Here is a 19,932-nt window from a genome sequence, read left to right as displayed (position 1 = left end):
AAATGTCATCGTCGAGGTCGAGCAAGGCGGCCGGGTGCAAGCCGAGTCGCATCGCGATAGCAATCGACGAGCGAGTGCGCGACCCTACTGGGTAGGGTTTTCGACATCGTCGATAACCTCCATGTCATCGACAAGGTCGGCGAAGTCCTCCCACGTCTCGGGAATATTGTCGAGCTTCGCACGACGCGCGGCCTTATACACCTGCAGCGAGAGGTAGCTCGCCGGTGTCTCGGTCATTCGCGGCCACCCGCGCTTCGCGCCTTCGCGCTCGGCGGCGACGCGGTCGGCGTGGTACACGTTCACGGCCTGCGCTTCGCGCTCGGCGTCGATGTACTTGATTAGAAATTTCATTAGGTTACCCCATTCGTTGAGTTAGCGATTTTGTCGAGAATGTCGTCGAATTTTTTTTATATTCTTTAACCCACGTCGGCTCGGTTTCGCTCGCTGCGCGAGTGAGAAACAACGTCGGTTTGATGTTGCGGCGGTGCCAGCCCCAATGAATCGGATTCGCATACGGAACTTTTTTCTTGCCACCACGGGCAATAGCCGCAGTTTGAGTGCCAGCGGCGCGAAGCGAGTCGCGCAGCAAGCCCGGTGTCGCCGATGTCATCGATGTGGGCGCGACGGGTACTAGCGTGCGCGCGCGAGAGATGACTGTATTCGCGACGGATTTATGCGCGTCCTTGATGTCATCCTTAAGGTCGAGCCCGGCCTGCTTCAAGGCTCGGCGAAGCTCGCGCGCACCGTCGACTCGCACGCCCGTCGACGGATACAGGTCGCCCATGTCTTACACCTTCGGCGCGAACTTCGGCAGGCCGGTGCACTGCCACGACACATCAGAGGTCGCGCGGGACTTCACATCGCCGCCGATACTTACCGGATCCATAGTGATGACGCCGGTAACCTTCGCGCCCTCGGCAGTGTTCGGCGTGTAGGTAAAAGCCACTTCCTTGCCCGCGTTTTGCCACGAATAGTCCACGATGCCGGACTTTGACAAGTCCTGCAGGAACGTCACGTCGAGGGTGGCGGAGTACTTCGAATCGCCCGCGCGGGACTCGCCGGACAGGACATGAAGTGGATCCTCGCGGTCGACGCTCGGAGTTACAGCGCACTTGGTGACCTGGGCGGCGAGGTCGAGTGCTGGCGTGCTTAGGGTGAGCGTGCCGGGGCCGACTACGTAAGACTTAATAGCCATGTTTTCATCCTTTACAGATAAAGCGTGTATGTGAAACGGATTGCAGGCAACTTGCCACCGCTCGGCGGCGTCGCTTGCTGGGCAGTGTCGATGTCGCGAATCGCGACGACAGAGTTAGCGACGGCGTCGAGTACATCGTCGAGCAACATCGATAAGTTATCGATGTCGGCGTCGCCGCCGAGGTCGCGGACAATGGCGAGGATTTCGCCGGTCACGCGCCCCGAACCGTCGAGGGTTAAATCGTCAATATTCGTCACCGTGACGAAACAGCCCGGGGCGGTGATGTTGCGAGCGTCAGTCGTGGCGGCGATTCCTGCGTCGGCGAGTAGCCCCGTCACGTGGTCGAGTGCTGCGCGAATCATGCGACTACCGGCTTTCGCCACGTTCCAATTTCGAGCAGCTGCGCGACCTCGGGGTCTTTTCGGGCAATGTAGACCGGCCCCATTTCGGTTACGGTGTCGACACCGCTCGGCGACTGCCGACGCCGGTCGATGCGAGCGATAAGCATCATCGTTCCGAGCCGCCACCGTTCAGGCCATTCGGCTATCGGCGCGCCCTTCCAGCCCTCGACAAGCTCGACCGTCGCATCGATGACTTCGCGCAGTGTTTCATCAGGGCGCGATGTTCCAAGGTGCGCGGCCATATCCTGCAGGGTAATTTCCGCCGCCATGATTACGCCCCGGCGTCGGCCTTCGCGCCGAACGGCACGGTAGTCAGGCCGCGAGGATCCTCAAGCAACGCGGCCCAATAGCCAAACAGCGCGTTGTCGCTGCCGCCGTGGGCGATGTCGAGAGCGTCGACGCGAATCGGGCTGCCGGGCAGCTCGCCGAATGCGAGCGAGTCGCGGTGATAGGCCACGACGTGACCGGCTGGCACTGCATCGTCGGCGATGAACTTCGCCGGGTCGATGTTGAACAGTGCAAGGTACTGCGGCTGGTCCATGAGGGTGATGTCGAACAGTTTGAACATGTCGTCAGTATTGACAAGGAACGTCGTAGCATCCTTGCGCAGCTTCTTCTTAATAATCTGGTTAGCCTTCGCGGCAGCGTGCAAGAGGGTGGGCTGCGACCCGGCTTCGGCGACCTTGTCACCTTCGGTCACGATAAATTCCACTGCGTGCACGTCGGTCTTTTCCTTGTAGGAATTAGCCATTTCGCGCAGGTAAGACTCGATGAACTCGGAGTCGGCGAAGTCGATGAACTTTCGGTCAATCTTGTGGCCGCCTGCGATGCGCTGCGCGTCGACCTCGACGGGCTCGGTCGTGATTTCGTTGGTCGGAATTTCTTGCAGGTTACCGGCGTAGTCGTCAACCTTCGGCGTTTCCTTCCAGCGCCAGCCGCGCAGCTTCATGCGGGTCAGTGAACGCTGCTTCATAGTAGGAACGATCAGTCGCTCGAACGGGGCGGCGGCGAAGAGCTCGCCGAGCCATTCCTCGTTCTGTACTGCAGGCTGCGCGGCCTGAGTGACCTCGGCGAGGGCGGCCGTAACGGTCACGCCGTTTACGGTGTCAGTGCCGTTAATCTTGCTCGCGATGATTTCGGAGACAGTGGTCAGCTTCATGGTTTCCTTTCGGGGGGGTGGCTGCCGTGAGACTGGTCGCAGCTAGGCGGGTGGTGAGTGTGTTTCGGCGGGCGGCGGCAGTGGTCTTTTTCTTCTTCTCGTCCTCGTCCTCCTTGTCCTGGTCGTCATCCTCGACGGGGGCTTCGGGGTCGCTCGGGGGGGGGTTCCTGCTCGTCCTCGTCGCGCTTTGCGAAGCTCGCGCCGGTCACTCGCGCATCGTCGAATGCCGGAACCGGAACAATGGCGACGGCGGTCAACTGGGCGGCGGTGAGCTTGCCGCCCGCGTGCTGCGCGTCGACAAGCTCGACAGACAGTGCATCGCGAATGCCCTCGACGATGTCGGTAATAGCGGCATCACCGTCAGGGGTCGCACCGATGCGGAACGACATAAAAAGTCCATCGTCTCGGACTTCGGCGGCGACGGCGCGACCGACCGGGGTGCCGCCCTGGTCGGAGTGGTCGCGATACAGCTTCACCCGGCCGATGTCATCGGGCAGGGTGACTGCATTCGCGTCGACGGTCAGGCGGCCCGCGCTAGTGCGGCCCGGCTTGCCGAACGGCAGCACTAGGCCGGTGAGCGTGCGCGAATCCGTTCCGGGGGCGGTCATGGTGTCGGCGGCGGCGGTCAAAAAATCGGGATTAATGAAGCGTGTCACCGGGGCGGCAGCCTTAAGATTCACTTTCTTTGTCCTTCGGGGTTGTGTCGAAGCGGGGTAGTGGTTTATCGGGCAGTATCCAACTTGCATAAGTTTCCAGCCACTTCGTCGCTTCGCGGGTGTTGAGAATTCGAGTTATCGCGGCAGAAACGGTGAGCACCGTCGCCACCCACGGGATTGAGGCCCACCCGAACTCGGCGGCGATGTGGGGCAGTAGGGGCAAGAAACTTATAGTCGCGGCGATAAACGTGCGTAGGGTCGCGCGCCAATGATTTCGCACGGGGCATTCCTTTAGTTGTGGTGGTCATAGTCAGGCAACCCCGCGGCGAGCCATACGCCGAACGCGAGCAACGCGAGCCCGCCCCCGGCAAGACCTGAAGAGAATCCGATAATCGAAGCAATAACAATCGTCATTTATTCGGAACCAATCTGTTGAGAGTCTGGGCGGCCCAGCAGTAGAGAATTACGGCAATTAATCCAGCGACAAACATCGTGAGTCCCTCCTAATTCGGCGTGCATCTATTCGGGTCGAGCGCTTCGGCAAGGATCGCCTTCGCGCGGTCGATGACTACGTCGAAGGGGAACCCCGGCCCGGGGTCGGTATGGTCGGATTCGTGCCACGCGCCGGATATGTCGGCGTGTCCACACACGCCCCACGCGCCGCGAGCGACGTCGGCGGCATCGCGGCGAATAAGGGGAATGCCGTATGCCTTCGAGTAGGCGGCGAGCACCTGGGCGAGGGTTTCGAGCTGCGCGGGGCGGGCGAGCCATTCGTCGCGAGTCATCGCGGCGCGGCCAGCGAGCGAGAAATGGAACGCGGCCCGGTTGCCGGTGTACATAGCCGCCCACGGGATATATTCGTCATCATTTTCGCGAGCGCTCGCGCCGTCGCGGTCTATGACAAGATGATATGAGCCAGCGGCGGCGGGCGATTGCTGGCGCCGTGCCATTGCGACGGCGTCGAGGTCTTGCCCCTCGAATGTGTGCACCGCGAGTAAGCGGCGTGTGCCTGCGATGCCGTCATCGTTAGCGGTGAGCAAGGTGTGAGTCGTTTTGTATGCGTTAGGCATGTCGCGCTCCTTCGGTTACGGGGGTAAGTTTCGCGCCCCCCTTATTCGGGCTGCCGGCCCCGGGGCCGGCATTTTGATTCGGGGCTAGGTTGGGGGTGGCTGCCGTGGGAATATCGTCGAGGATTCGCTCAGTGTCGAAGCGAATTTTTGCCCCGGCTGGATTCATGTCGGCAAGGTTGAGTCGCGCAGTGATTGCCGCGAGGGTCGGCGATAGACCAAACGCGATAAGCTCGGTCATTCGCGATGCCGAATTTTCATAGGACAACGACGTACCGCCCACGGTCGCGTCGATGAACGGGGCGGGCAAGTTTGCTAGTCGAGCAATGTCGACGGTCGCCGCATTGCGGCCAGCGATAAGTAGGTTTTCAGGTGCGAGTGAATGCTCGACTACCTCGACGCCGGGCGACGAATAGGACACGCCGTGGCGGCGGCCTTGGCGGGCCTGCACGTACCGGGCGATAAGCGCGTCGATTTCGTCATCGTTGAGAATCGCGTCGTTCGTTTGTCGCAGTTCGGTCAACGCTGCAGGGGCGTCGGCGACGCGAGCGCTCGCGCGGTTGAGCCGGTGAGCGTCGCGCAGTGCGTCGGCCCCGTGTTCCAAAATTCCCGCGTGAATGCCGGAAAACGTGCATACCTCGGCGGGGTCGGCGACCTCGCCGTCGACGATGACATCACCCTCGGCGCTGTAGTTCCACAGAGCAAGCGGAATGTGGATCGCGACCGTGGGCACGCCCTGGGCGTCGCGTTCGATAGCCCACGCGCTGCGACCGTAGAAAAACAAATCGTCGGCAGTCCAGAGCATTCGATAGAACTCGGTTTGTGGCTTGCCGGTCGAGGGCACGGTGCCAGCAATCCACGCCGGGGCGGTGCCCTCGACTGCAGTCAGCGGCACGCGGGCAATCGTAGTCACGACAAGATTACGCGCGCGAAGTAGCGCGGGAATTTGCATTGCGTAGTCGCGATTAATCGCCGAATCTTCAAGGTCGGGAAAATCGGCGATAGCAAGGTGCGCCGAGTTAGCCCACGGCGAGCCATACTGCGCGGCGGCGAATTGCTGCGGCAGCGACGTTAGGCGGCGAAGGCGGTCAATCAATCCCATGAGACCATCCCACCGCCGAGTGCCGACTCGCGCCGATTCGTCGAGCTAGCGCGAGCGGCGTCGCATCATCTCTAGTGCATGACTTGCAGCGGGGGCGTCGTTGTGAACACCCTTCAAGTGCACAGCTAGCAACTTCCACGCCGTCGCCGGTGTCGGCGCGACGGTGCGCCACTCGCAATAGTCGCACCCGATAACGTGACTGTAGAAACTTGAGTCGATGCGCGGCATCGCGCCCCCTTAACGGATAAACGGTTTAACGGACTTTTTCTGGGTTAACAGGCCATGCAGTGCCAGCGTCGCCGCTTCGAGGGCGGCTATCGAACCGGACGATTTTTGTCGTGACCATGTCCACGAATCGCCGAGCTTTCGGCGGTCGACAATCTGGAACGCGAGGTCGAGCGCCGGGTCGCTGCGAAACTTGATGCGCGGGTCGGCCATGCCCTCGCCGTCGACGTGCATAAGACGGTCGAACACTTCGGCGCTCGCCGTCGTGAGCTCGCGAGCCGTGGGTGATGTAGCTTTGAGCTTCTCGCGCTTCGCGTCGGCGAGTAGCGTCGACGAAGGCCCGATTTCGTCGATGACGATGAGCGAATCCGATAATTCTTGATAGTGCTTAAGCCGTTTCACGCCCCACGACGTGCCGGGTCGCACGTCGAGAATCTCGACGAATGGCACGCCGTCGACCATAGCGGCGGCGGCGATTGCCGTTTCTGTTCGGTCGATGTCGATAGCCGCGCCGAGTACGGCGTCAACATCGGCGGGCATCTCGGCGTCGGTCGCGGCCTGCGCGAGTACCCGCGCAGGAAACAGAGTTTCGCGCGCGCCGGTGCGAAGATTCCCGTAACCTCGCGCGAAGCCGGACGGGCCGAGCTGCGCGAGCGCCGACTCAAGTGCATCGCGGTCTATCGTTTGCCCGAACGCGGGGTGGCACTCGGCGACGATGTCGAGGTCAGTCGGATCCGCATCGAAGGGGATACCGTAGTCGAGCAAGAAAATCCCCGGGTCGCGTGAGTAGCCTTGGTCTACAAGGTTGTGGAACCACGTCGAGGTCGCCGAGCCCATTGTCGAGATGACAATCGTCTGCCGGTGCGCGCGGGTGGCCTGCGAAGGCGTAATGGCTTGCATGAGGTTAGCCGCTTCGACCTCGTCAAAACTCCATCCCTCGTCAATGATGTTGAGATCAGACTGTTCGCCATGCAGAGAATCCTCGTTCGGCGGGTGCGGTCGCACCTGCGAGCGAAGCGACGGAATTTTTAACGCTTCGCTGCCGTTAGTCTTGAGTACTTTCACGAATGGCGAGTGAAACGGCGACGCCTGCACATCGTCGACCAATTCGAGCCATTTCTGTCGCGCTTTTTGCCCGGTGTCGCACGTGTACCACACCTTAGCCCCTGGCAGCGCGAGCGCCTTGTGGAACTGCACCGCACTGCAGATGGTGGTCTTGCCAGATTGCCGGGGCACGGTGATAACGATAAACGGCCATTTCGGACGCCCATTCGGCAGGCGCGCCCCGATGATGTGCGCGGCAAGGCGCTGCCACGGCATCGGCGTGCGGCCTAAATACTTCGATACTTGTTCAATCTTCGAGCCCACGCCCTCGACTGGATCCGGCCATTCGGTGATAAAGCGCGGGCGGGGCGAGAGGTCGGCCCAAAAGTCAGAGATTCGACTCGCGGAGTTCGGCGAGTGCGCGGTTAAGCTCGTCATTCGCGTCGGCCTTCCTATCGGCAGGGGTGAGTCGGAGTGATTCGAGTACTTCGCGATACGGGCCGGACACCTGGGCGACGGCATACGGCTTACCTTCGGCTTCGGCGGCGTCGAGCGCCCACGCATTCGCCCGCGCGATGGAAATGAGCGCGTCGTCAATGTCATCGACAAGTTGAGCGTCGCGCGCAGCGGCGAGAGTATCGTCGAGGGCTTGCTCGTGTCGGCCCGGCTCGCGGGGTGCGCTTGTGATGTTGAACAGGGCATTGGTCATGTGGTTACACCTCGATTTTTAAGGGGGGTAGGGGTAGGGGACGGCCCCACGGGGTTAAATGTGGGAGGGAAAAAAGTGGCTGGCGCGGGACTTCCTGCGACCTCGACTTTTAAAAAACGCGACGCGACCGCGCCACCCGGGGCGATGATTCGACGATTCATTTTCTTTTTTCCCATCTTGATGAACGATTTTTTATTTCGTTTGTATTTACTGGATAAAGCAAACGCCATCGATGCAATGGCATGTCTTGACGCTTGGAGTTACAGCTCGCGTGAGCTGGTCGAAGGTTAGACAGTTCATCTGTTCCACCTAACGCACGCGGAATGATGTGGTCAGCTGTTGTCGCGCCCTCACGCCCGCACAGGTGGCACCGGGTGCCCCACGTGGCGAGGGTGGCCCGGGTGAGCCCTTGGGCGCGCCTGCCACCCCACGTACTCACAGCGCCCCCCGATAGCGCTCGACCGCCTGCGCCATATCCCCACCCGCTGCGATAGCCTGCAGCGCCGCAGTCTGAAACTTAGTTTGCCGGAACGTAGTTAGCGGGATACCCGCGCGAATAGTACCCGTGCAATTCGTCGCGAGAGCTTCTGCTGCGCACGCCTGCGCTACCGGGCAGCCCTTGCACAAAGTGAGCGCAGCGGCGATATTCGTACTCACATCGCGGCGACGATGACCGGGCGGCCAAGCCGCATCCCACAGAGTTACCGGCAGGCCACTATTCGCACACTTGGAATCCTCATGCCATGCGGGGCGGTGCCAGTCATCGAAGCGGCTGCCGGGTAGGGCAGTGGTGGGACTCATAGGGTTAACCTTCCAATCATGCGGTTGAGTAGTGGCTAAGGGTGGGTAGCCATAAAGCCCCCAAGGGGGCGGGGTCTTGATGACCTCCCACGGTCGACCTCCCACTTTGTGCCGCTTTTCGTCGTCATCCCACGCCGATTAGCCGCTCGGCATCACGGTCGCGAGCGGCTTCGGAATGCGACCGTCGAAAAGTGATCAATTAATCGGGGTCGGCCCCGGGGCCGGTTGCACCTGGGGCACCTGCAATCGCAGGCATTAAAGCTCGATAACCGGACAAGGTTTGTTTTGGTGTTGCTGGTAACTCCTGCAGATAAAGCCAGCGGTAAAAGTCTGCTTAGTTCGTTATCACCGGAGTGATAAGGGCCGCGCCCGGCAAGATGAACGCGGAATCGCCGGGCGGGGCACTTAACGCCCCGGTGTGGGGCGAGTGCCTAGGGGGCTAGGTCACTTTCAGGAATGAGCGCGGGCGGTGGCGGCCCGGGCGCTCGACAGTCGCGGCAGATACGGTCAACGGGCACAAACTCGCCCGCGAAGATTCGCCCGCATCGCGCGCAGTGCAACCCCTGCGAGTTGCGGCGCGAAGGGCGAAAATTTCCCGATTCGTCGAAGTAGCCCATAGCGCTATGCCTTCGGAATTAAGACAGTGATCACCAAACTGCCGGAAAAATCTGTCGTTTCGAAATAAATGTTTGCGGTGTTGAGCGTATGGAACGTGCACGCTTGACCGGCGGCGGTGAGCTCGCCGAACTCGATTCGCCCGCTTGAGCCGTTCGCGCGATATGCTGCGACGGCGACGCTGCCGGTGCCAGCGCTAGTAATGGTCGTGAGCGCATTTGCTGGAATGTTGTACTGGTGTTGCGAACTGGAATTAAAAGAGTGCTTGATAAATCTAGTATTCGAATTTAGATTGAGTCGACCTGCAGTGACTCCTAACGTTGAGGCGGTAACAATGGTTTCGCAGCGCATTACTCCATCGACCTGGGCGTCGACGTACTTTTTATTTGCAATGTGTCTGTCGCCGGTAGGGTCGGCGATTGATGCACTTCCGTTAGAGTCGCGCAAGATTAAGGCGTTAGGCTGTACGACGCTTGTCAAGTTAGGCAAGTTCGTGATGTCATTCATGCGGTGAGTGTGTGACTTCTCGGCCTTGCCTGCGAGCGCAGTGTCGACAGTGGCCTGCGAAGCCTTGCCGTCGAGGGCAGTCTGCAGGCCGGTCACGTCGCCGATAGCGTGAGTGTGTGACTTCTCGGCCTTGCCTGCGACGGTGCGGACAAGGGCGGCGACCGGATCATCATCTTTCGCGAGCTCGATTGCGATTTCTTTGAGTGTGTCGAGTGCTTCGGTCGCGCCGTCGACTAGGGCATCGGTCGCGATGCGGATTAGTTGGTTAGTGCGGTCATCGAAGTCGGCGGCTTCGAGCTTCGCGTCGAGTACGTCGCGCAGTCCGCGCACATCGTCGAGGGCGTGGCCGTGGCCCTGGGCGGCTTTGTCGTCGAGTGCGTCCTGCAGGCCGATAATTCCGTCGAGGGCGTGGCCGTGCAGTAAGTCGGCCTTATCGGCGAGGGCGTCGGCGAAGGCATCAAGGGTGACAGCGTTATCGGCGTCGGCCTTCGCGTCGAGCGCGTCGCGGATACCGGGCACATCGTCGAGCGTGCCGATGTCCATGAGAATGAGCTCGCGCAGGGTGATAGGGTCACCGCCGTCGGGTACCGTCGCGTTAATGACTACTTGACGCCCGAAATTGTTGTGGAATTTGATGTCGAGCGGGCCGGGGTCGACCTCGACGGTTGCCTTGCCGTCGACAAGCTCGACTAGTCGAGAGTAGGGGCGAATCACCGCGCCGGATTCGGCGGCGCGAGTCGCCGGGGCTTCGAGAGTGATTGAGTCGCCGGTAATTGGCTGGGCGGTCACGTCGTAGATGTCGATAAGTAGGGTGCGCATTAATCCTCCAGTGCGGCGGCGAGTTCAGAGAGCTTGACAGCGGCGGCGAGTAATTCGTCGCGGGTGGGCATCGTCATATGGTGCATATCGGGGGCGTTAGGGTCGAGCATGACCGCGTCGATTTGCTCGTCGTTGCCGATAGCAATGAGCAAGGGTGGAACCTCGCCGGGGTGGCGGTTGACAAGTACCTCATAGACTCGCGCAGCGGCGGTGCCAAGGTGTGGTCTAACGTTCACAGGCGTCGCCTTCCATGTTGGCGGCGTGTGCCTGGTCGCCGTTCCACATGAGGTACATAGTGGCGATACCGATGCCGACGATTGACAGTGAAATTCCCATTATTTGTCTCCCTCGGCGTGTGCTAGTGACTCAATCGCATCGCGGTCGAAAAGGTAGCCGCGTCGGTTCGGCAATTCCATAGCGGGCGACAGCATTCCAGCCTTCACCCGCGACCACACAGTTCGGCGGTCGATTCCTAAACGGGCGGCAACTTGCCCGGTAGTAAGTAGCGCATCAGTCATATGCCCGAATATAGAACAAGGGATAGACCGGTGTCTAGCCGCAATCGGGAATATTACCGAAATGGCAGGTCAGCGAACTTTGCACCTTGACGGACAATTAGACACATGACTATTGTTGGTCATATGACTAATGCAATAGGTAGTACTGGAATCGTGCCAATGTGGGACGTTACGGATCGCATTCGGAAGGCGCGCGAGGTTGCGGGACTCAAACAGTCTGAACTCGCGGCCGAACTAGGAATGTCCCGAACGGTTATCGCCGCCGTCGAGCAAGGGGTGCGCGCGCCACGGCGCGGCGAGTTGATTGCTATTTCCTTCGCGACGGGCGTCTCGCTTGAGTGGCTCGAAAACAGCGAAACCCCCGCGCCGGAAGGCCCGGGCGGGGGTAGTGAGTGCGCCATCAGGGACTTGAACCCCGAACCCACTGATTAAGAGTCAGTTGCTCTGCCAATTGAGCTAATGGCGCATGTGCTGTCTGACTGGCTTGTTTGCCTGCCGTGCAACGAGAAGTAACTTTAACACCCTTGTTGGGAAACTGTAAAATCGGCAGGTTACTCATGGTTTTTGTGGTCATTTTGGCGTTTTTCTTTGCTTGCGCATGGGAGGGGGTGCCGAGCAGATAACAATTGGTTAACACGTGAAGTGCCGTGTGGAGTTTTAAAGAAGCTCGTTATAGGCTGATTGAGAAATTTTTAACCGACTCCTCTGTGCTTTATAAAAGGGCTCCCGTGATTAATCCCCTACCTCTTGCCCGTCGTGTTATCGCAGTCACCGCCGTTGCTTTGACTGCGACTGTTGCCGCAGCTTGCACCATTGATTCCACAGCTCAAGATAAGAGCTCCGAGCAGTCCGCAGCTGCCGCCGCTGGAAATGATGCTGCTGCAGAAAGCTCTGCCGCCGCTAAGAAGAAAGGCCTTGAAGTCTCCGTTAAGGACGGTGCGACCGACGTCGATCCTTCCGAAACCATTACGGTAAAGACCGAAGGCAAAATGAAGACGGTTACTATGACGAACGAGCTTGGCGTCGAAGTCGCAGAAAAGCTGTCCGCCGACTCTAAGACCTGGTCCACCGATGAGGTCCTTGGATACAATCACACCTACACAATCCAGGCAGAAGACGTTGACGGAAACAAGAAGACCGTAACTTTCGCCACCCCACAGGCAGCGGGTGTTTCTGAGGTCGCTTTGTCGCCGATCCCCGGCGCCGAAGTAGGCGTTGGACAGGTTATTGGTGTTCGCTTTGGCAACTATGTCACTGACCGCAAGGCCGCCGAGGAAGCTATCACCGTCAAGACCACCCCTGAGGTTGAGGGCGCTTTCTACTGGATCAATAACCAGGAAGTTCGCTGGCGTCCGAAGGAGTACTGGGAGCCTGGTACCAAGGTAGAGGTTAACGTTGATCTCTACGGCAAGAATCTCGGTGGCGGTATTTACGGTGGCGAGGACTCTTCCACGAATTTCACTATTGGGGACCGCGTAATTTCCTTGGTCGATAACGCCACTAAGACCATGCAAGTATTCAAGAACGGTCAGTTGCTGCGTTCTATCCCAGTTTCCTTGGGCACTGACGGTATGTGGGATACGCCGAACGGCCGCTACATCATTGGTGATGAGTACGAGTCCCTCGTCATGGATTCCACTACATATGGTCTAGCACTGGATGCAGGTGGGTACCGCACGAACGTTAACTACGCGACCCAGATGTCTTACTCCGGAATTTACGTCCACTCGGCTCCATGGTCCATTGGTGCCCAGGGCGTCTACAACCAGTCCCACGGTTGCATCAACGTCTCTCCAGAAGCTGCGCAGTGGTTCCAGTCGGTGGTTAAGCGTGGCGACATCGTGCGCGTGTTCAACACCGGCGGCGAGCAACTCAGTGCGTTTGATGGCCTCGGCGACTGGAACATGGACTGGGAGACGTGGTCCAAGGGCAATACAAACGCAAACGCTTAGAATAAGTTTCACTTCGAAACGGGGCGCATGGCTACAGTGGTGGCCATGCGCTTTTCTGTTTTGGACCGCGCGGCGGTGGCCGTTGGCGAGGAGAAGGGGCACACGCTGCGGGCGGTTGCCCAGCACGCTGAGCATGTGGAGGATTTGGGCTTTGCGCGCTTCCTCGTTGCCGAACATCACGCCGTTCCCGGAATTCCGGGGTCACAGCCTGCGATTTTAGCCTCCTACGTTGCTTCTCAGACCGCGCGGATTCAGGTTGGCACGGCGGGCATTATGGTGCCGAATCACCCGCCATTGATCATCGCGGAGCAGGCCGCGATGTTGGAGTCGCTGTATCCAGGGCGCATCATTATCGGCTTGGGCTCTTCGGTGGGTTTTACTAAACCAGTACGCGAGGCGTTGCGGCAGACCGTGGAGGCCAAGCAACGCTTCGATTCCGACCTTGCCCAAGTACGCAATTTTTTGCTTGGCGACGCCCCCATCACCCTCCGGCCCCACGCTGGGCCGCCGCTTTTTGTCTTGGCCGGTTTTCGCTCTGCGCTTTCTGCGGCCAAGCTGGGCTTGGGCGTCATCCTTGGCGGCCCAGTCGAGACGCAGGTTGAGGCTGCACGGGTTTATCGGGAGAACTTCCAAGGCACCTCGCCGGTGGTCATTTCCTCACTCAACATTGCGGTGGCCGAAGACGAAGCCTATGCCCGGCGCCTTCTCCTTCCCGAGGCCTATGCCCAGGTGCTTTCCCAAAGCACCGGCGTGTTTGGCGCACTCGACCCAGATCCCGACTTGAAAGGATTAACCGGCCAACAACGCGAACGCCTCGAACAGACGCTTGCCAATACGGTCTACGGTACTCCCGCTGCGGTGGAAGCCAAGCTTGCCGACATCGCAGAGAAACTCGGCGTCGAGGAGTTCTTAGTCACCGGCGATATTCCCGACCGCGAGGGCAGAGCGCACTCAGAGGAGCTGCTCGCCGGGCTGGACTTGTTCACTCGAATGCACACACCGCCGAAAAAGAGGCCTAATGCAGAGGCGTAATCGGCGTAGCCGTGGTGTCGCCGTGTATTCGCTTGAGAATGTTCTCTGCGGAGATAAGACACATAGGCACCCCAACGCCGGGAACGGTCGTGGCGCCGGCATAGTAGAGGCCTTTGACCTTGGAGGAGACATTTTTGCCGCGGAAAAAGGCCGACTGCGCCAGAGTGTGCGCTGGGCCAATCGAGCCGCCGCGCCAGGCGTGGTAGCGCTCCGCAAAGTCGGCCGGCCCGAGGGTGTGGCGCACGACGATGCGAGAGGCGAAGTCGTCGATGCCGGCCCAGCGGCCGATTTGTGCGATGGCGGCATCGGCAATGGCTTCCACGCGAGCAGACGGGTGAGCACCGTAGGCATCGCCGTGGCCCAATGCGGTGTCCGCGGGGACCGGAACCAGCACGAATAGGTTCTCGTGGCCGACCGGCGCCACCGCCGGATCGGTGGCGGAGGTCTTAGAAATATAGATGGAATGCGAAGCATCCAGCTCACGCGTGGGCTCTGGGCCGTGGTAGACCGCACGGAAATCAGGCTCCCAGTCCTTACTGAACAGCAGCGTGTGGTGCGCCAACTGCGGCAGCTCACCCTTCACGCCCAGCAGTACCAAGACTGTGCCCAAACCAGCATTGCGCCCCGCAAAGTACTTCGCTGAGTAGGAACGCAGATGCGCAGGCAGCAGCGAAGTTTCGGTGTGGTGTAGATCGGCGGCGGAGACGACGGCGTCGGCAAGCAGCTCTTGGGAGCCTGCGGAAGTCATGATCCGGACACCTGTTGCGCGGGCCGAATCGTCGGTGAGGATTCCCGTGACCTCCGTTCCCAGCAAGAAGGTAACGCCAGCATTGCGGGCCTGCCGCGCTATAGCCTCGACCACCGCACTGAAGCCGCCGAGCGGATAGCGCACGCCTTCAACCAGATCAGTGTGGCTCATTAGCGAGTATATTGCCGGTGCTGCGGAAGGCTCGCTAGAAAGAAAGACCGCCGGGTAACTGAGCACCTGGCGTAGGCGGTAATCCCGGAAAGACGCCGCCACGTGCTTATCCAAGGTGCGGGTGAGCAGCTGAGCCAAAGTTCCTAAACGGGAGCGAACAGTTGGCGCGAGGAGCTCGCGGGCATCACTAAATGTGGTGTACAGGAAGCGCTCAAGGGCCACGTTGTAGACGTCCGTGGCCTGGTCCAGATAGTCCCTTACGCGCTGGCCCGCGCCGGGCTCGATGGACTCGAAGAGCGTGGCCACCTTATCCACGCCGGTCTCGACGTCGATGAACTGGCCCGAGTCGTCATAGACGCGGTAAGCAGGCGTGAGGTCAACCAGCGAAAGCTCCTCCGCAGTCGAGGTACCGCACAGCTCAAAGAAGTGATCGAAGGCCTCCGGCATCAGGTACCACGACGGGCCGGTATCCCAGCGGAAGCCCTCTGCAGACAGCGAGCCTGCGCGCCCACCGACCTCTTCGAGTTTGTCCACCACCGTAACCTGCTTGCCGTCGCGAGCGAGCAAAGCCGCAGTTGCAAGCCCTGCAATGCCAGCACCAATCACGATGACGGACTCTGGCTGTTTAGCCACAGCGCCACGCCTAAAGGTTTTCATCAACGCGTCCTCCTTAGGGACTTCACGGTTGCCCGCAGCAGAAGGGCCAGCTTGCGCGGGATGCTGACGCTGACGCGCTTAGTGGGCAAGGCGAGAGCGGGCAGTGCAGCAATATCGTTGGTCAAAGCTTCGAAGAGATCTGTGGCGGCGATGACTCCCACCCGTGCCGTGAGCGGCAGCTGATCCATCACCGCGCGGGCGGCGGCTAAGTCGGCGCGGATGTCGGTGATGAGTTCATCCTTTGACTCCGCGGACAAGCCTGCCGAGCCGGCCTGGGGAAAGTAGGAGCGACCAAGCTGGCCGGTGTCCGCGCCCAAATCCCGCAGGAAGTTGACCTTTTGGAAGGCCGCGCCCAAGCGGCGGGCGCCGGCCTCGAGCTCCCGGCGTTGCGCGCTGGAAACCGGCTGGCCCACCAGAAACGCGTCCAGGCACAGCAAGCCGATGACCTCAGCTGAGCCATAGACATACTGATTCAGCTCGGCCGCCGTAAAGTAAACGCTCTGGTGCAGGTCGCGCCGCATCGACGCAAAAAAGGCCTGGATGTGCTCGTCTTTGAATCCACAACGGCGTGCGCTCAATCCATAGGAATGCAGAATCGGGTCGGTATGAAAGCGGCGATGCGGTGCCTGCAAGACTGCTTGCTCGTATGCGTCGAGGGTCTCTTGGACCTCCTGCGGGCTTAGTCCAGCTGCGGCGGCGGCACCGTCGACAATCTCATCCGCAATACGGACCACGGCATAAAGATTGCGGATGTCTGTGCGGGTTTGTGGGCTCAGCATTTGAGAGGCCAGTGAAAAACTAGTGGAGTAGGCCGCGATGATTTGCTCAGCAGCCCGCTCAGCGCCGTTGTCATAACGGGGCAGTGGGTTGGGGGTGTGAGTAAAGAGCCTGAACAATGTACGCCACCTTTTGAAGGAGAAAGACCTGCCACCGCGCGGGCATTACGCAAGTCGCTCACGGCTATCGTAGCCTGTCATATCAAGAAAGACCCTAGTCTGCGAAAGTGCAGTCTAGGGTCTCATTCGGGGTGGCTGACGGGGCTCGAACCCGCGACACCCAGGATCACAACCTGGTGCTCTACCAGCTGAACTACAGCCACCATCGCTGCCTTAAAAGCAGCACGGATAAGATTAACTCACGCCGCGAGATTTACAAAAACGCCTGGTAGTCGGCGGTAGTTGACTCCTTGAGTTTCGCTGCTTCCTCGGAAGAGGGACCTTCGTCGGTGCGGAACACACTGCGGCGGTAGTAGTCCAACTCGCGGATGGATTCAATGATGTCCTGGAGCGCGCGGTGCGCCATGCCCTTGTCAGGCTGGTTGTAGTAGGCGCGCGGGAACCAGCGGCGACTGAGCTCCTTGATGGTGGAAACGTCAATCATGCGGTAGTGCAGCGCTTCATCCAAGCGTGGCATGTAGGCGCGAATGAAGGTGCGGTCGGTGGCGATGGAGTTGCCTGCCAGGGGAGCGGGATGCTCAGGGTTGCAGTGCTCAGCGATGAGCGCCAGGACGGCATCTTCGGCTTCTCGCAGGGTGGTGGTGGATTCGCGGATTTCCTTATCCAGGCCGGAGTTGGCGTGCATGTTGGTGACAAAGTCATCCATCTCAGCGAGCTCCGCTTCCGTGGCATGGACCACTAGGTCGATTCCCTCACCAATGACGTTGAGGTTGCCATCAGTGATGATGGCGGCCACCTCCACGATGACGTGGCGCTTCGGGTCGAGCCCGGTCATCTCCAAGTCAATCCAGACGAGTCGGTCATTCTTCGGGGCGATGTCAGTCATGGGTTTAACCTTAGTCCTCCTAGAGCCGTGCTTGTCGACGCCTCCCTTCCCACCGTCTGACTCAATCCATCGGCGTGGAAGGTGTGGCGGGGGTAGGCAAAGGGGGTGTTTTAACGCAGATAGTTCAGGTTTTCTAAAAGGTTTTTGTTAGCGGTATTGACGGTTCTTGAGCTGTACATTAAATTTTGGTCAACCAACAGGTAATGCGAAGAATTAGATTCTTTCAAAAACATTTCCGTGATTGCCCTCACAAATTTCGATTGAAGTAGTGCATGATTCTTTATGTCACTCTTTATGTTAGAGATCACAATTTTGGAAAGTAGGTTCCCTCATATGGCCGGGTTCTTGGATGCTCTCAATTCCCTCATTTGGTCCCCAGCACTCGTGTTCCTGTGTTTGGGCGCCGGTGTCTATTTCACGATCGTGACCAAGGGGTTGCAGATTCGCTGTATTCCCGACATGATTGCGCAGCTGAAGAACGGCGAGAAGTCAGACTCCGGTGTTTCTTCTTTCCAGTCCCTGATGATTTCCCTCGCCGGTCGCGTCGGCGTCGGCAACATTGCCGGTGTTGCCACGGCGATCGCCTTCGGTGGCCCAGGTGCTGTCTTCTGGATGTGGGCGGTGGCGCTGTTGGGGTCCGCTACCTCGTTCGTGGAATGTACTCTCGCCCAGGTCTACAAGGAAAAGGACCAGGACACCGGCGAGTACCGCGGTGGCCCGGCGTACTACATCGAAAAGGCTTACCGCCACACCTCTGTGGGCCCGTTTATGCTGGTCTACGGCATCATCTTCGCTGTCTCCATGATTCTGGCTACCAGCTACTTCCTCCCAGGCATCCAGGCCAACGGTGTGGCCGCTGCAGTGGAGAACGCCTGGGGCGTCAACGTCACCTGGTCCGCAGTCATCTTGGCTGGCGTCTTGGCCTTCATCATCATCGGTGGCGTCAAGCGTATCGCTAACTTCACCTCGCTCATCGTTCCATTCATGGCAGCCGCTTATATCATCATCGCGCTGACCATCCTGTTCATGAACTTCGGCGACATTCCACACGTATTTGGCCTCATCTTCAAGTCTGCATTTGACATGGAAGCAGGATTCGCGGGCATGCTGGGCTCTGCAATCATGTGGGGCGTAAAGCGCGGTATCTACTCCAACGAGGCAGGCCAGGGCACCGGCCCGCAGTCGGCAGCTGCTGCCGAGGTATCCCACCCAGCAAAGCAGGGCCTCGTTCAATCATTCGCCGTCTACGTCGATACCCTCTTCGTCTGCTCGGCCACCGCCTTCATCATCATCTCCACTGACATGTACAAGGTCTTCGAAGGCGAGTCCGAGGATGGCGCCGTTCGCTACGCCGGCTCCCTGCCTGACGGCATTGCGGTCGGCCCAGGCTTCGTTCAATCCGGTATGGACTCGGTATTCAGTGGTGTCGGCGCTTCTTTCGTGGCAATTGCTATCGCGTTCTTCGCCTTCACCACCGTCCTGGCTTACTACTACATGGCAGAGACCAACCTCACCTACTTCAACCGCTGGATCAAGAATGCTGGCGCACGCCGCGCACTGGTGTGGGTCCTGCGCGTCCTCATCATCATCTCCGTCATCATTGGTGCTACCACCACCCCGGGCTCCGCGTGGGCACTAGGCGACATCGGAGTGGGCGCCACCGCATGGCTCAACATCATCGCCATCCTCTTCCTCCAGGTCCCGGCACTCAAGTGCCTCAAGGACTACAGCGCGCAGAAGAAGGCTGGCAAGGATCCGGACTTCGACCCTGAAGCTCTGGGCATCAAGAACGCCGACTTCTGGGTAGAGCGCAAGAACGCTCGCTCTTCCTCTGTCGCCGAGTAAGGCACACCAAAAGCAGGCTCGCCGAAAGGGTGGGAGTGCCTTAGGCCATCTTTGAGTAGAAGCTGCCGATGAGCGGTGCGGCAATCGGGGTAGGGACGATTTGGCCCAGAGCGTTCATCGCCTTGGACAGCGGGCCCGGCACCACGCGGCGCTGGTTGCGCGCCATGGCCGCGAGGGTTTCCGCGGAGCAGGACTCGTAGGTGGTCCACAGGAAGTCCGGCACCACCTTATCCACGATGGACTGCTCTTCTTCCGGAATGACCGCATCGCGGACTGGGCCTGGAGCCAGCAGGGTGCAGCTCACGCCCGTGCCCTTCAGCTCATAGTGCAGCGCCTCAGTGAAGGCATTTACTCCGGCCTTGGTGAACACGTAAGTCGCGTTGTTCGGAATCGAGACATTGCCCGCAGCAGAACCCACATTGCAGATAGCGCCCGAGCGGCGCGGCAGCATCTGCTTGAGCGCTGCACGCGTTAGGCGGTGCACGGCCTTGCCATTGAGATCGAACTGCTTGGTCTCATAGTCCCAATCCTGATCCATGAACTTGCCAAAGCTGGCGATGCCAGCAGAGTTCACGATGATGGAAATCTCCTTGTCTGCCATGAACTCGATGACGCGGTCGACGTCGGCTTCCTTTGCTAAGTCGGCGGCCAGAGCAATGGCATCCACCTCATGCTGGGCCTTAAGTTCCGCAGCGATGCGGTCGAGGACTTCCTGGCGGCGCGCCACCAGGATGACGTTGTAGCCGCGTGAAGCAAGGTCGCGCGCCATCGCCTCGCCGATGCCCTGGCTGGCACCAGTGAGCAAAGCATAAGAAGTGCGGGTGGGGGCGGGCAGCCCTGCGTGCTTAGTCATGAGGTGAAAATTCCTTTCGCCGTGTTAACAACTCCGTCTAGCGTAGACGAAAAGCCAGAAATCAGGGTGTTTAT

The 19,932-nt window shown here is 59.7% G+C and carries 25 protein-coding genes, 2 tRNA genes and 1 pseudogene; 5 read left to right on the top strand and 23 right to left on the bottom strand.

What is annotated here, in order from left to right:
• Positions 1-84: 84 nt before the first annotated feature.
• From HMPREF3153_RS09740 to HMPREF3153_RS09685, 12 genes are all read right to left on the bottom strand, one after another.
• Entirely contained in the window at positions 85-351 is a 267-nt protein-coding gene (locus tag HMPREF3153_RS09740) for a hypothetical protein (protein ID WP_070420701.1), read from the bottom strand.
• 4 nt (positions 352-355) lie between these two features.
• Complete coding sequence (locus HMPREF3153_RS09735; protein WP_246817189.1) at positions 356-784, bottom strand: hypothetical protein; 429 nt, start codon at positions 782-784, stop codon at positions 356-358.
• 3 nt (positions 785-787) lie between these two features.
• Positions 788-1,195 carry a hypothetical protein gene (locus HMPREF3153_RS09730; protein ID WP_070420700.1) on the bottom strand — a complete coding sequence of 136 codons (408 nt, stop codon included), beginning with the start codon at positions 1,193-1,195 and terminating at the stop codon, positions 788-790.
• Positions 1,196-1,206: 11 nt separating this feature from the next.
• Positions 1,207-1,557 (bottom strand): hypothetical protein, encoded by a 351-nt coding sequence (locus HMPREF3153_RS09725; RefSeq protein WP_070420699.1) that lies wholly within the window; start codon positions 1,555-1,557, stop codon positions 1,207-1,209.
• Entirely contained in the window at positions 1,554-1,865 is a 312-nt protein-coding gene (locus tag HMPREF3153_RS09720; RefSeq protein WP_070420698.1) for a hypothetical protein, read from the bottom strand. Before HMPREF3153_RS09720 ends, HMPREF3153_RS09725 begins: the two co-directional genes overlap by 4 nt.
• 2 nt (positions 1,866-1,867) lie before the next feature.
• A complete protein-coding gene (locus HMPREF3153_RS09715; protein ID WP_070420697.1) occupies positions 1,868-2,755 on the bottom strand; it encodes a phage major capsid protein in 888 nt (295 codons plus the stop codon).
• Between the two features lie 125 nt (positions 2,756-2,880).
• On the bottom strand, positions 2,881-3,435 hold the full coding sequence (locus tag HMPREF3153_RS09710) for an HK97 family phage prohead protease (protein ID WP_070420696.1): 555 nt from the start codon (positions 3,433-3,435) through the stop codon (positions 2,881-2,883).
• Positions 3,436-3,702: 267 nt separating this feature from the next.
• On the bottom strand, positions 3,703-3,825 hold the full coding sequence (locus HMPREF3153_RS13155) for a hypothetical protein (RefSeq protein WP_256364741.1): 123 nt from the start codon (positions 3,823-3,825) through the stop codon (positions 3,703-3,705).
• A gap of 89 nt (positions 3,826-3,914) precedes the next feature.
• Positions 3,915-4,481 carry a peptidoglycan recognition protein family protein gene (locus tag HMPREF3153_RS09700; protein WP_070420694.1) on the bottom strand — a complete coding sequence of 189 codons (567 nt, stop codon included), beginning with the start codon at positions 4,479-4,481 and terminating at the stop codon, positions 3,915-3,917.
• A complete protein-coding gene (locus HMPREF3153_RS09695) occupies positions 4,474-5,580 on the bottom strand; it encodes a phage portal protein (protein ID WP_070420693.1) in 1,107 nt (368 codons plus the stop codon). Before HMPREF3153_RS09695 ends, HMPREF3153_RS09700 begins: the two co-directional genes overlap by 8 nt.
• Before the next feature lie 237 nt (positions 5,581-5,817).
• Complete coding sequence (locus tag HMPREF3153_RS09690) at positions 5,818-7,173, bottom strand: terminase large subunit domain-containing protein (protein ID WP_168161724.1); 1,356 nt, start codon at positions 7,171-7,173, stop codon at positions 5,818-5,820.
• A gap of 64 nt (positions 7,174-7,237) precedes the next feature.
• Positions 7,238-7,558: a hypothetical protein gene (locus tag HMPREF3153_RS09685; protein ID WP_070420691.1), complete on the bottom strand. Its 321-nt coding sequence runs from the start codon at positions 7,556-7,558 to the stop codon at positions 7,238-7,240.
• Between the two features lie 75 nt (positions 7,559-7,633).
• On the opposite strand from HMPREF3153_RS09685, the gene HMPREF3153_RS13235 reads away from it, so the two are divergent.
• Positions 7,634-7,849, top strand: a complete 216-nt coding sequence (locus tag HMPREF3153_RS13235; RefSeq protein ID WP_371440909.1) for a hypothetical protein — start codon at positions 7,634-7,636, stop codon at positions 7,847-7,849.
• 13 nt (positions 7,850-7,862) lie between these two features.
• On the opposite strand, the pseudogene HMPREF3153_RS13230 reads toward HMPREF3153_RS13235, so the two are convergent.
• The 5 genes and pseudogenes from HMPREF3153_RS13230 to HMPREF3153_RS12540 all read right to left on the bottom strand — a co-directional run.
• A pseudogene (locus HMPREF3153_RS13230) lies at positions 7,863-7,997 on the bottom strand (HNH endonuclease); the annotation flags it as partial.
• Positions 7,994-8,359, bottom strand: a complete 366-nt coding sequence (locus HMPREF3153_RS09675) for a WhiB family transcriptional regulator (protein WP_070420689.1) — start codon at positions 8,357-8,359, stop codon at positions 7,994-7,996. The gene HMPREF3153_RS09675 and the pseudogene HMPREF3153_RS13230, both read right to left, overlap by 4 nt.
• 621 nt (positions 8,360-8,980) lie before the next feature.
• Entirely contained in the window at positions 8,981-10,300 is a 1,320-nt protein-coding gene (locus HMPREF3153_RS09670) for a phage tail fiber repeat family protein (RefSeq protein ID WP_070420688.1), read from the bottom strand.
• On the bottom strand, positions 10,300-10,536 hold the full coding sequence (locus HMPREF3153_RS09665) for a hypothetical protein (protein ID WP_070420687.1): 237 nt from the start codon (positions 10,534-10,536) through the stop codon (positions 10,300-10,302). The genes HMPREF3153_RS09670 and HMPREF3153_RS09665 overlap by 1 nt, the downstream gene beginning before the upstream one ends.
• A gap of 99 nt (positions 10,537-10,635) precedes the next feature.
• Positions 10,636-10,818, bottom strand: a complete 183-nt coding sequence (locus HMPREF3153_RS12540) for a helix-turn-helix transcriptional regulator (RefSeq protein ID WP_083281004.1) — start codon at positions 10,816-10,818, stop codon at positions 10,636-10,638.
• Positions 10,819-10,923: 105 nt separating this feature from the next.
• Between HMPREF3153_RS12540 and HMPREF3153_RS09660 the strand changes: the two genes are divergently transcribed.
• Positions 10,924-11,250 (top strand): helix-turn-helix domain-containing protein, encoded by a 327-nt coding sequence (locus HMPREF3153_RS09660; protein WP_371440908.1) that lies wholly within the window; start codon positions 10,924-10,926, stop codon positions 11,248-11,250.
• Here HMPREF3153_RS09660 and HMPREF3153_RS09655 read toward each other — a convergent pair.
• Positions 11,212-11,284: transfer RNA gene (locus HMPREF3153_RS09655), tRNA-Lys, on the bottom strand. The two genes, HMPREF3153_RS09660 and HMPREF3153_RS09655, sit on opposite strands and share 39 nt — an antisense overlap.
• 262 nt (positions 11,285-11,546) lie before the next feature.
• Here HMPREF3153_RS09655 and HMPREF3153_RS09650 point away from each other — a divergent pair.
• Positions 11,547-12,770, top strand: coding sequence for a L,D-transpeptidase (locus HMPREF3153_RS09650; protein ID WP_034657386.1), 1,224 nt, complete (start codon positions 11,547-11,549; stop codon positions 12,768-12,770).
• 27 nt (positions 12,771-12,797) lie between these two features.
• Positions 12,798-13,802 carry an MsnO8 family LLM class oxidoreductase gene (locus HMPREF3153_RS09645; RefSeq protein WP_070420686.1) on the top strand — a complete coding sequence of 335 codons (1,005 nt, stop codon included), beginning with the start codon at positions 12,798-12,800 and terminating at the stop codon, positions 13,800-13,802.
• Here the strand turns inward: HMPREF3153_RS09645 and crtI are convergent.
• The 4 genes from crtI to orn form a co-directional block, all read right to left on the bottom strand.
• Positions 13,786-15,378: a phytoene desaturase family protein gene (gene crtI, locus HMPREF3153_RS09640; protein WP_070420685.1), complete on the bottom strand. Its 1,593-nt coding sequence runs from the start codon at positions 15,376-15,378 to the stop codon at positions 13,786-13,788. The two genes, HMPREF3153_RS09645 and crtI, sit on opposite strands and share 17 nt — an antisense overlap.
• Positions 15,378-16,274 (bottom strand): phytoene/squalene synthase family protein, encoded by an 897-nt coding sequence (locus HMPREF3153_RS09635; RefSeq protein WP_070420684.1) that lies wholly within the window; start codon positions 16,272-16,274, stop codon positions 15,378-15,380. The genes crtI and HMPREF3153_RS09635 overlap by 1 nt, the downstream gene beginning before the upstream one ends.
• Before the next feature lie 130 nt (positions 16,275-16,404).
• Positions 16,405-16,477: transfer RNA gene (locus tag HMPREF3153_RS09630), tRNA-His, on the bottom strand.
• Between the two features lie 50 nt (positions 16,478-16,527).
• Entirely contained in the window at positions 16,528-17,160 is a 633-nt protein-coding gene (gene orn, locus HMPREF3153_RS09625; protein WP_005531039.1) for an oligoribonuclease, read from the bottom strand.
• Between the two features lie 333 nt (positions 17,161-17,493).
• Here orn and HMPREF3153_RS09620 point away from each other — a divergent pair, with 333 nt between their 5' ends.
• Positions 17,494-19,005: an alanine/glycine:cation symporter family protein gene (locus tag HMPREF3153_RS09620; protein WP_070420683.1), complete on the top strand. Its 1,512-nt coding sequence runs from the start codon at positions 17,494-17,496 to the stop codon at positions 19,003-19,005.
• A 40-nt stretch (positions 19,006-19,045) separates the two neighbouring features.
• Here HMPREF3153_RS09620 and cmrA read toward each other — a convergent pair whose 3' ends face one another.
• Positions 19,046-19,858, bottom strand: a complete 813-nt coding sequence (gene cmrA / locus HMPREF3153_RS09615; RefSeq protein ID WP_005531037.1) for a mycolate reductase — start codon at positions 19,856-19,858, stop codon at positions 19,046-19,048.
• Between the last annotated feature and the right edge of the window lie 74 nt (positions 19,859-19,932).

The organism is Corynebacterium sp. HMSC06C06 (assembly GCF_001807295.1).
Taxonomy (GTDB): Bacteria; Actinomycetota; Actinomycetes; order Mycobacteriales; family Mycobacteriaceae; genus Corynebacterium; species Corynebacterium striatum.
The sequence above is the reverse complement of the archived record's forward strand: the minus strand, read 5'-3'. Positions and strand labels throughout refer to the sequence as shown.